This is a genomic window from Taibaiella sp. KBW10, from assembly GCF_003852495.1.
Taxonomy (GTDB): domain Bacteria; phylum Bacteroidota; class Bacteroidia; order Chitinophagales; family Chitinophagaceae; genus Edaphocola.
Genome location: NZ_QAJI01000003.1, coordinates 560,706 through 572,539 on the forward strand (window position 1 = coordinate 560,706; position 11,834 = coordinate 572,539).

5 protein-coding genes are annotated in these 11,834 nt (G+C 44.0%); 1 reads left to right on the plus strand and 4 read right to left on the minus strand.

Annotation, left to right across the window (positions count from 1 at the left end; all coding sequences use genetic code 11):
* Positions 1 to 21: 21 nt before the first annotated feature.
* Genes DBR32_RS06750 through DBR32_RS06765 form a run of 4 tightly spaced genes read right to left on the minus strand, consistent with a single transcriptional unit; the run spans position 22 to position 9,395 of the window.
* Positions 22 to 3,444: a UvrD-helicase domain-containing protein gene (locus DBR32_RS06750; RefSeq protein WP_124635528.1), complete on the minus strand. Its 3,423-nt coding sequence runs from the start codon at positions 3,442 to 3,444 to the stop codon at positions 22 to 24.
* Complete coding sequence (locus DBR32_RS06755; protein ID WP_124635529.1) at positions 3,437 to 6,619, minus strand: exodeoxyribonuclease V subunit gamma; 3,183 nt, start codon at positions 6,617 to 6,619, stop codon at positions 3,437 to 3,439. The genes DBR32_RS06750 and DBR32_RS06755 overlap by 8 nt, the downstream gene beginning before the upstream one ends.
* An 8-nt stretch (positions 6,620 to 6,627) precedes the next feature.
* Positions 6,628 to 8,529 carry an exodeoxyribonuclease V subunit alpha gene (gene recD / locus DBR32_RS06760; RefSeq protein ID WP_124635530.1) on the minus strand — a complete coding sequence of 634 codons (1,902 nt, stop codon included), beginning with the start codon at positions 8,527 to 8,529 and terminating at the stop codon, positions 6,628 to 6,630.
* 14 nt (positions 8,530 to 8,543) lie between these two features.
* Complete coding sequence (locus DBR32_RS06765; RefSeq protein ID WP_124635531.1) at positions 8,544 to 9,395, minus strand: hypothetical protein; 852 nt, start codon at positions 9,393 to 9,395, stop codon at positions 8,544 to 8,546.
* Between the two features lie 166 nt (positions 9,396 to 9,561).
* Here DBR32_RS06765 and DBR32_RS06770 point away from each other — a divergent pair, with 166 nt between their 5' ends.
* On the plus strand, positions 9,562 to 11,607 hold the full coding sequence (locus tag DBR32_RS06770; protein ID WP_124635532.1) for a M13 family metallopeptidase: 2,046 nt from the start codon (positions 9,562 to 9,564) through the stop codon (positions 11,605 to 11,607).
* Positions 11,608 to 11,834 lie beyond the last annotated feature (227 nt).

Here is an 11,834-nt window from a genome sequence, read left to right on the forward strand (position 1 = left end):
ACCCGGCTCCATTTATTTAAACTAATCTTTAGGGGCAAAGAACAAGTCTGCCAGGGCCTCAATGAGCGCAAACGGAGGCCTGATGGTAAAAATACCAGCATCCTGCCCGCTCCGCACACCTCTCAAAAAAACATAGACAATTCCCCCAAAATGAACCTCATACTGATAGGCACTACCCATACGCTGTTGCAGGTATTTATGTACGGCCACAGTATAAATCAGGTACTGTAAATGATAGTTATGTTCGGTCATGGCTTCATACAGCTTTTCACGCTCATAATCGGCTATGTCAAAACCCAGGTAATTGGATTTCCAATCCAGGATATAATATTGTCCCTGTTGCTCAAATAATAAATCGATCTTTCCGTTCATCATACCGGATAAACTAAAATATTTATCATTCAATGTGGCGCCATAGGATTGCAAGAGCGGCAATAAGCGCTCCTGGATGGCGGTACTCTGCAGCGGGAAATTAAATTCCAGCTCATTGATCTTAGCATGATTAGCTATCGAGCGTAGCTCAAATATGTTATCTGCAAAACGGATGGTGGCATGCAGGGTATGATAGACCAATTGCCGCAGGAGATCTGTCCGGTCTGTTTTTAGGGTACCATTGGCCCGGACGTTAAACCCGGATAAATGCATCTTTTCAAAATTACCCAAGGTCTGCAGGCTGCTGTAGTCTTTTGTAAAATCCAGTTGTTCAAAAATAGTATGTAATAAGGTTCCGGCTTCTGTACCCCGGGGCAATTCATTAAATACAAAAGCATCATAGTCTGCTAACTGATTACTATTACTTTTAGGTACATAATCGTGTTTTACATTTAAGGCCGAATAGCTCACCATATTCCAGGGAGATTTGCTCCCCAGCACGGCCTGCTCCTGATAACTTATCGTTTTTAGGGTACGGTTATCTTGCTGCGGTACATAGGCCGCTACGGTATCGGCGACCGTATAATCAAGCAAAAGCCCCTCTCTGCTTTGCAACTGTTGCAGGTATTGATATAGTCCCGAATTGTTATGCCCTGTCTTGGTATAAAAAATATAACATTTATATACTGCACGGGTAAGGGCCACATACATCAACCGTCTTTGCTCCTGTTCCGCTTGTTTTAACAACAGCGCCTCCTCTTCCTCACGCAACCACTCTTTTTCTATAAATTTCTTCTTACCCTCCCGGTCTTTAAAATGATTAAATCCGTTACGGACAGTTTCTTTCGTGTGTATCCCGTATACAAACACGATATTATATTCCAATCCTTTACTCTTATGAATGGTCACGATGCTCACGGCATTATCATCACTTTCCAGTTGCACCTCATAGGCATCGCCGGAAACAGCTGCCGCCTCCGGATTTTGCAGCCAAAGCAACAGGTCATCGGCATTCATATTGCGCCGGTATTGCTGCTGATGCATCAATTGCATTAATTGTATAATATTGGCCAGCGCACGCAAAGATTTATTGTCTTTCGACATTTTGGCCGCAATACTAAAGTCTGATAGTAGTTTCTGAAAAGCCTGGTATACTTTCTGCTCCAGCACCAGCTGATGATAACTTTTAAACAAAGCCGTCAGGGCGATTTCATCCAGGTGATTGCTGTCCAGCAAGGCCGCTTGCTCTTCATAGTAAAGTGTATTGATAAAACTGAGGTATAAGGCTGAGGCTATATTTTTGACCGTAGGTGCCAGCATAGCCTGCAGCAAGCGCATCATATCTCCTGCTTCTTTGGTTTGCAGCACCCTTGTATCATCGATAGGCACGGCAAGGATATTATAGGCACGCAGTATTTTTTTAAGGTCTGCACCATCCTTACCGGTACGCACGAGGATCCCGATGTCGGAGGGCACAATTGCCCTTAGGCCACCACTGCCATCATCTATCGTACACCCATTTTCCGGATTCAGCAGATAGGCGATCTCTTTTGCCAAGGCCTGTTTGGCATCACCCACTTTATCGGCATAAGCCAATACCAATGTATCCTGATCGGGAGTATGATTTCTTTGTATCGCCTTCACCTGATCTTTCCCTTCTACGGGAATATACGTAATACTCTGCTCCCCGGCATCTTCATAGCCAAAAGCCTGTGTTCCCAGTGCGCTGAAAAAATAGTTGACAGACTGCACCATGCGTGCAGTAGAACGGTAATTCACATTCATGGAATAGACCTTATCTACTTTTTGCTTGGCCGCCAGATAGCTGTCTACATCGGCATTACGAAAAGCATAAATACTTTGCTTGGGATCACCGATCAGGAAGAGAATGGTCTCATTCGGGCTGTCCCGGTTCATGAATAGCTGTTCGAACAATTCAAACTGTATGGTATCTGTATCCTGAAATTCATCAATAAAGACGGCTGCATACCGCGCCCTGATCAGGCTACAGAGATATTCATTCTTTTCCTTCACCACAATACGATGCAGGTCTTCTATCATGGCATCGAAGGTAAGGATGCCATTTTTATGGATATACTCGGTCACTTTTGGGGCGTAATGCCTTAAAGCATGATAGGATAAATATTGTTGGAACAAGGCCCTTTGCGCGGCCAGGGATTCTTCCTGCCGCAAAACCTGCTGCAAGGTATCCCAAAATGCACCTTCCAGTTTCTGTATGTACGCGGTGCCTTTACGGCCGGCATTTAATGCGGCTTCTATAAAAGCAGAAGCATCGTCCAGCAGCGGCACTAATGCTTTCTTAGCATAGGCATTACCCATAACCGCGGCGGCAACCGATTCCCGCTGAGTAAGCAGCAGCAGAGACAAGGATTGTGTTGTTTCCGCCAGTTCTTGCTGCAACAATCCTATCTTCAGAAAGGGTTCAAATACGTCGTAGGATTGCGTCGCATCATAAGCGGCATATTGCAAGCCACCCAAATGTTTATAAAACAGTGTTGGCAATTGTGCTTTAAAAATATCCATTTCCTTAATGGAAAAGGTATTGACAGGCAGGTTGGTCACTACCTCACGCCAGAACTGATTGACGGCAGTCGCAACAATATCGTTCAGATCGCTTTGTAAGGCCGCATCAAAATGTTGTTTGGTTTCAAAGGCAAATTCATTCAGCATTTGCTGGCAGAAACCATGTATGGTCAAGATATTCGCCTCGTCCATCATCAAGAGCTCCCCTCTCAGCCGGTCTTTGAGGGCAAGCATATCGGGTACCGACTGTACTAATTGATTTATCAGTTCATCCTTAATCGTAAGACCGCAACTGGCATCATAGGCCATTTTGATAAAATGACGGACCCGCTCTTGCAATTCGGCAACGGCAAAACGGGTAAAGGTCACGATTAATTGCTGCTGTACGCCTATGCCTTTCTCGATGATCAGGCGCAGCACCAATATAGCGATGGAATAGGTCTTTCCCGTTCCGGCACTGGCCTCCACCAGATTCGTACCCTCTAAGGCGACCTGGTTGACATCAAATATCTCGTTCTTCTTAGGCATGGTCAAAAGCGGGTAAAATATATTGATCCAAAAGATCTTTAAAATCGGTGAAATATTCTTTTTGTGCTGCCTCGTCTATAAAAGGCAGGGCATGAATGATATAATTATCGTAATAACGATTTTGCTGAATGCTCTCTTCGAGCTTAGTCAAATAATTATCCGCATGGAGCTTCTCTTCATAGAGATCCATCGGGAATAAGATCATGGCTTTATGATGTTTGATAAAGAAGCGCAAGAATACCTCCAGCGTTTCCTGAGCCACTAGCTTAGTACAGGGCTTTAAGGCAAGGATACCATCCAGGGTAATCAGAAAGGCCGCTGCCACCTGTTCTGTAGCTTTTGCCAACAGGTATTTCAGGAATAATTGCACTTTATTTTTAAGCGATCTTTTACTTGCTTTTAAGGCATAGTCAATCAGGTTCCCATCCAGGATATTATCAATGATTCCGGTAAACACATATTGATCACAGGTATACATCACCGTAATGCTTTGCGGTGCGGTATCCTTAAGAAAGTCTTGATACTGTTGATAGATTTGTGTTATCGCTTCGTCCTGCTCTGCAATAAATGTTGGTGCTACATTGCGCAAAGGCAATATGGCATTAGCATACAGGGCTTTTAGGCGCTCGGCTTCATCTCCATGAATTTTGCCCTCAATGAGCGCTTGCCGTACGGCCCATCTTTGTAAGCTGTCCAGTGTAAAGTTTTCGTGTGCGGCCACTTGTGCTATCGTATCATTTATATACACCTGTAGTACTTTGTTATAGTAATACTGGGTTGGTTTCGTAAAAAACTGAAGCAGGTCTTTTAAGGAAAAGACTTGCTCCTGCATCATCACCTGCGCTTCTGTTGCTTTAAACGTAATCGGGAAAGGCTTTGCCTCCTGGATCAGATAATTGGGAATTAATGCACGGTCAGCCTGATTATATACTTTACTAAAACTGTGTAGCGGATGTTGCTGGATCAGTAGGTCTCTTAATTTTCCTGCTCCGGTGGCACGATACCCGATTTGGATATAATCCAGCAATTCATCGATCAGTACAGAAGGAGGCAGGGGCTTATTGTCTTTAATCGACCGGCCGATATAGCTCAGGTACAGGGCACTTTCGGCAGACAAAACCGACTCTAAAAACAGATGTTTATCATTGTTCCTGATGTTCCGGTCGCCGAGCATCGGTTTTTGAATCATCAGGTCAAAATCGACATATGATTCCTTACGTGGAAAGGCGTCGAAGTTTAAGCCCAACAAAGCAATGATTTTAAAAGGGATACTCCGGAAAGGTAATGGTGAGCAAAAGGTAATGCCACGATTCATGAAGTTTAGGCTTTGCTGTTCACCACTGATGGCATTCAGGAGCCGTTTACTAAAAACCTCATAGCTTATTTTCGTATCGTCGAGATAGGCATCTATGATTTCGTTTTGTTTGAAGCGGGTGATCAGGTCCCAATATTGTTCATCTTTTTCCTGCTCTTCTTCAATCACAAAACCCATGATCAGGTCATCCACATAGGTTTTCCAGTCGCTCAGGTTCTTATTTACTTTTCTTCGTTTAAGGGTTTCTTCCAAAGCCTGGACAAAACTGGACAGTGCCGTGATCTGGTGCATGTCCTCTATGTTATCGGCAATATCGGTCGTATACACATCCCTACCGGCAACATACCATTGCGACTCGTCGAAACACATGCCGAACATCAGTTTTTGTAAGCCATATTTCCAGCTCACAAGATAAGTATCGTCAATTCCTTCCTGGTAATCATTATCTATTCCAAAGCGAATATTAGCGGCTAACACGATCTTACGGATATACTCCATCTTATAGATCCCGAAACGCCTGCGAATATGCTCCGATTCCAGTAATTGTAATACCAGCTCTGCGGTAAAATTATATTCATTGACTTGTAGCAAAAGGATCAGCGCGCTAATCACGGTATCGCCATTGGCAATACTTTCATCAATGATGCTGTAGCTGAATTTATGAGGAGCATTATCAAACACGGCACGTATGTAGGGTGCATAGGCATTGATATCACTCACCATCACGACGATATCACGCTCGGTTATGGCACCATAGGTTTGCTGAATGACGGCATCCAGCAAATAGTTGTACAGGACTTCCACCTCACGGGGAATGGAGTAATGGGCGGTAATACTGATCGTCTTATCCCTTAGCTGCGCTTCTGTGAACTGTATATTTTCTGTTTTATTATAAAAAATATCGTACTGAACCTGTTGCAGCAAACTGCCCTGTGCCGGTTGTGTTATAGGTAGTTCATTGACCGCATTGATAAACTCATCGGAGCGGAACAGTAAACGATAGGTATTCTGCAGTACTTTACCCCAACTGGTCAGCAATGCATTGCCGACGTTCAGGTGGGCTACGTTTTTGCCCTTGAATTGTTTGAGAAAAATCTGTTGCTCCTGCTCATCCTCAAACCAATAATGATCGGGAGCAGGGTTTACGAGATAACATTTGAAATCGATAACCCGGCTGAGCTCATAAAAAATATGCAGGTGAAAAGGGGTGAGGATAGACAAACCAAATAAGTACAAGACAGGCATTGCCTGCCGGATACGCTCCTGTTGTACGGGATGTTTGAGTTCGGCAAGGATAAAATGGTGTATGGCCGTGATGTCGGGAAAAGCCTCTCCTGACTTGGATTTAATGGCCTGCCAGATAAAAGCCTGCCATTGCATCACCGGATCAATATCTTCTATCGCTTGTGTATTCCACTGTTGCATGATGTGGTTGCGGTAGATCTGATACTGATCAAAGAGATCGGCAATCTTAGCCGCAAACTCCCATTTCTTTACATCCTGCTCTACGCCTTCTTCTATATAATAAGCGGCCTGTTTGGGAAAGCGGTTCCGAAAAGCAGCCGAACTGAGAACGGCATAAATCAGCCAGTCGATGTTCTGGCGGTTGATCTTATAATACGATTGGCCGCCTAACAATCCGTAGACCTCCCATAAAATATCGGCAGGCTTCAGGAATTTCATATTGGCGGCAATACCCAGCTGATTAGCGGTATTCACCACCAGCCAGTTGTTCATGCCAATGGTCTGGGTAATGATATAATATGGTTGTAAAACCGGTGCTCCATGATGTTTAAAGTCATCGATCATCGCGGCAGACAGCGACCTGATATGATTTGAGATATAAATTTCCAAAGCCATAGCTGCCCTTATTGTAAGATTAAAAATTGTTGTTGTATCCCGGAAATACGGCGAATACTCTGTGCAGCCGTAGCCAGAATCGTGTCTTTATCGCCCACAATCACGACTTTACGTTTTGCACGGGTAATAGCCGTGTATAAGAGTTCACGAGTCAGCAACTGATGTTCTTTTGCCTCCGGCAGTACAATCAGGACTTCATTAAACTCCGAACCCTGGCTCTTATGGATCGTCATGGCATAAGCAGGCTCCCAGGATTGTATTTGCGGGGGTGTGATCGTCATATACTCTTGCTCTGATTTTGGCAAGTAGGCATAGTACAAGCCATCGGAAGCCGATGATCGGATCAGGGCCATATCGCCATTGAAGATACCTTCCTGCGGCTGGTTCTGGCTCACCATGATCAACTGGTTTTCATAAAAAACGGCCTCGGGATTAAATAAGTTACGAGCAACTTGTTCGTTTAGGGCATATACGCCCTGACGGCCTTCTTTAACCACGCAGAGTATGGTGCTGTTGGTCATTCTGGCCAATGCTTCGCTAATATCCGGGATACCAATATACCCGCCTTGAGTGGCTAATAATTTTTGAGAAAAGTCTTGTACACATTGCGGCAAAGCACTATGCTTATGTAGTGCCACCACTTCGTCGGGCGCTTCAAAAAAAGAATTTATGGCCGCCACATCGTTATGTAGGATAGCCTTGCTCAGTTTACCAATGCCCTTGTCATCATCAAAGCGATAACTCAATTGCAAGGCCACGATATGCTGAAACAAAGGATGGGCATGCGGCGTGCTGATTGATTCCGGCTGTATTCGATGCGCCTCGTGATCCAGAAATTCATTTAAAAATCCGGCGCGTGCAGCATCAAATTGGTTGATCAAAGTAGTCTCAGCGCAAAGGTCACTGAATACACTACCCGCATCGACAGAAGCCAATTGGTTTTGATCGCCCAGCAGGATCACTTTTGTTTTTAGGGGATCGATCGCTTTAAACAATTTATGAAACAAGGCCATATCGATCATCGAGCACTCATCCACAATCAGCACATCTGCCTCTAAAGGATTGTGTTCATTGTGTTTGAAATGAATACTATCGGGAATATAACCTAATAAACTATGAATGGTACTCGTTTGTAATTGCTCTATACGCGCAATAATTGATTCTTCGATCTCTATCGCATGGAAGGCGGTTCTCACTTTACGCAAACCTTCTTCCAGCCGCACTTTAGCCTTTCCGGTAGGAGCGCATAGCATAATCCTGCATTCCCGGTTTTCATATAGAAACAAAGACAGCAGCTTGGTTACGGTTGTGGTCTTACCCGTTCCCGGGCCACCGGAGATAATACTAAACTGATGCAGAAAAGCATTCAGACAAGCTACCATTTGCCAGTTGGTACTTTGCAGGCCGGCTTCCGGGGCAAATAATTGTTCTTGGATAAAGGGACGCAAAGTGCGTAAAAAATCCATGCGTTCAGGCACCACTTCTGCCCGCACCAGGACCAGTATTTTTTGTACAAACTGTTTTTCGTAATGATAAAAACGATGCAGGTATAGCCTGTCCTGAAAAAGAATAAAAGGCTTCACCTCGTCGGCGTTGCCCACCAGCACATGCTGCTGTACTACCTGCGGGTCCGGCGCTTCGTTTTCCCATTCCTCAGTGGTCATACTATCCAGTGCCAGGCAGACATTGCCCTCGCTCATCTTTTTGGAAAGGTGATACAGGAAGGGATGCAATTTATCTTTGGTAAAATAGTTGGCAAAGGCGTTATGTATATTCGTGTGCTGCAGCATATCGGTCAAAAGAGGAAGACTGAGTGCTAAAATATCCAAAAATTGCGTGATTTCGGGCTTTCCAGGGCAGATTTTATACACAAAGTGGTCTCCCAAAAATAAAGCGATGATCGTGATCATCGCTTTATTGCTATTTACTGCAAGGCATCCAGTACATCATTGACTTTAAAGGGACTCATGTCAAAATACCGTTCTTCAGCACCCTTGGTCATCTCTTTGAGTTCCCGCTGGTTTACCGGCTTGCCTTTTTTGTTGTAAAGAATTCCTAAGACGACATAACCCATGGGCAGGTTCTTATTGGTTTTGGTGCCGGTAAAATTATAGCTCTGCACCCGAGCACCCATCATATAATTCCCATCCAGTTTAATCTTTACATCATTACTTACCCAGGCTTCATAGGTGGAAAATTTGGGATTAGCCGGATAAGTGTAGATATATTGCTTACAATTAAATCCATTGATAACCCTGGTTTCTGAAGTGGCGACCCAGGCGGTCTGCTCCCCTTGTTCTTCTTTTGCCGCTTCTTTTTTCGCCATTTTTTCAGCCATCTTCTGCATATTGATCAGGGGCATTTTCATGGCCGTTTTGTCTTTTACCTGCACCATATAATTGGCTTTGTCCGCATAATTATAGACAAACCAGGTCTCGTTTTTTTCGCCTTCATTAGAGACCATGCATTCTCCGGTTTTGCCAAAAACGATTTTATCGATGCTGGCTTCTTTCAGATTCCCTTTTTTATCATAATCTGCCGAGGCAAATACAAAGGTAGCCTGGACTTTATTTTTAGGATCTTTATAGCGCTTATCGTTTTCGTATGTTACCTTTTCCAGCGCTTCTTTGCCTTTCTTTTTCTGTGGGTCGGCATACTTCTTTTCCATGTCTTTCTCTATCTTATGCCGCACATAACTTCTTTGTGCCGGTACAGAAGTCGCCGCTAATAACAGCAGAAGCAGGCAATATATCCCTTTGTATGGTACTTTTTTCATGACCTTTTCGTTTTAAGTAATACCCAAAATTATCTAAGCTTGCCAAGCATTGCAAGCGATCGCGGAAAAATGGGGATTTTTCCTAATTTATCGGCAGGCTATTTCCGAGAAAAACTTGTTTATAGCATTAAACTAAATTATATTTGAAAGCTAAATGAAGATAAAAATGAATTATAAAAATTGGATGTTGGGTACCTTTGGTCTATCCTTGTTTCTATGCTCCTGCCAAGGGGTAAGCAACAATAAGCATACGACGGGTATTGATCCATTATCGACGAATATTGACACGACAGTACGTCCTCAGGATGATTACTTCAGCTATGCCAACGGCGCTTGGATCAAAAAGAACGCCATCCCGGATGAATATAGCTCTACAGGGATTGCCCGTTTGGTGATCGACGACTTGCAGGGCAGATTAAGGACCATCAATGAAGATGCGGTAAAGAAACCGGAAGGAAAAGTTGGCCGCCAGATTGCGGACTTCTGGCAATCGGGCATGGACAGTACAAAACTGAACCAGGAGGGGATTAAACCTTTAGCGGGCCTGATGACACAGGTAGATTCCTTATCGGATATACCGGGTTTAATACAACTCTGTGCAGGGTTGCATAAAATGGGCATTGAGGTATTACTGAGTGTAGGCGTGCTGCAAGATGCGAAGAATAGTGATGCCATGGCGTTGTACCTGTTTCAGGGGGGAATCGGTTTACCCGACCGCGATTATTATTTCAACACGGATGAGCAAACACAAAAGGTAAGGGCTGCTTACCCGAAACATATCGCGCAAATGTTTAGCCTTGCCGGTTTGTATAAAGGAGAGGAAGCGGCTTATGCAGAGAAAGTATTGGCTATCGAAACAAACCTGGCCAAATCCAGTCGTAAACTGGAGGCTTTAAGGGATCCCTATGCCAATTATAATAAATATGGTGTGGCCAGCCTAAAAATGAAATTAACGCCGCAGATTGATTGGCAAAGTTTCAATCATAATATCGGCATCAATCAACTGGACAGTGTGATCGTGGGGCAACCTGAGTTCCTGAAAACACTGGATGCGGCTTTAAAGAGTATGCCCCTGGCTGAATGGAAGGCCTATCTTAAATGGCATATCCTCAGTGCTTATGCACCTTACCTGAGCGATGCACTGGTAACGGAAAACTTTGCTTTTTATGCCCAGACTCTAGGCGGCGCGAAAAAACAATTGCCCCGCTGGAAAAAAGTACTGGATGCGGAAGAAGAAGCTGTAGGAGAAGCTTTGGGACAATTATTCGTGAAAGAATATTTTAATGCAACGGCGAAAAAACGCTATGAAGATATGGTGGAAGACATCCGTGCGGCCTTAAAGAACCGGATTGAACACCTGGAATGGATGAGCCCAACAACCAAAGAAAAAGCCTTGGTTAAACTGGCTAAAATGAGCAAAAAAGTAGGTTATCCCGACAAATGGAAGGATTTTTCTGCGATGGATATCAAAGCGCAATCTTATGCCCAAAACATTATGGCGGCGCGCCTGTGGTGGCACAATTATTCGATCAACAAACTGGGCAAACCCGTAGACCGCAGTGAATGGAATATGACGCCGCAGACCTATAATGCTTATTATAATCCTTCTAATAATGAGATTGTCTTGCCAGCCGGAATATTTACGGTACCGGGTAAGCGAGATGAAGAATTGGATGATGCCTTTGTATACGGTTATGCGGGCGCTTCTACCATCGGTCATGAGATCACGCATGGTTTTGATGATGAAGGCCGTCAGTTTGATGAAAAAGGAAACCTGCAAAACTGGTGGACTAAAGAAGACGAGGCCAATTTCACCCAACGTGCGGAGGTAATGGTAAAACAGTTTGATGCTTACGAACCCTTACCGGGCAAGCATATCAACGGTAAGGCTACACTGGGCGAAAATATCGCGGATTTAGGCGGTGTATTGCTGGGCTGGGATGCTTTCCTGAAAACAGAACAATACACTAAGGGCAAGAAACTGAACGGGGAAAGCCCGGCAGAACGTTTCTTCCTGGGTTATGCGCATGGCTGGTTGTATAATATGCGTCCGGAAGAATTGGCCAGAAGATTAGTGACCGATGTGCACTCTCCTGCGAAATACCGTGTAAACGGGCCTTTCTCGAATGTTGCCGCCTTTTATGAAACTTATAAAATACAGCCAACGGATAAGATGTATATCCCTGAAGCAAGCCGGGTAAAAATCTGGTAAGCCGGAGTTTTAATAGAAGCTTGATTAACGTACAAAAAGCATATTGATTTAGGAATCCTAAATCAATATGCTTTTTTATATTATGGGTATAGTGTTTGTTTTTTGATTGCCGGACAGATGAAGCATATTGGTATTGCATTTCGTTTTGTCGTGTTGATGTAAGGAGAAGCTATTACAATACATAATCACTTTTTCCAGGTAGTATACTTTTTTATGATTGTCTGCAT

What these genes read in the sequence shown, in the direction of transcription:
- DBR32_RS06755 (WP_124635529.1), bottom strand. Translation starts at nt 6,619, where the DNA reads ATGGCTTTGGAAATTTATATCTCAAATCATATCAGGTCGCTGTCTGCC.
- recD (WP_124635530.1), bottom strand. Translation starts at nt 8,529, where the DNA reads ATGATCACGATCATCGCTTTATTTTTGGGAGACCACTTTGTGTATAAA.
- DBR32_RS06765 (WP_124635531.1), bottom strand. Translation starts at nt 9,395, where the DNA reads ATGAAAAAAGTACCATACAAAGGGATATATTGCCTGCTTCTGCTGTTA.
- DBR32_RS06770 (WP_124635532.1), top strand. Translation starts at nt 9,562, where the DNA reads ATGAATTATAAAAATTGGATGTTGGGTACCTTTGGTCTATCCTTGTTT.
- DBR32_RS06750 (WP_124635528.1), bottom strand. Translation starts at nt 3,444, where the DNA reads ATGCCTAAGAAGAACGAGATATTTGATGTCAACCAGGTCGCCTTAGAG.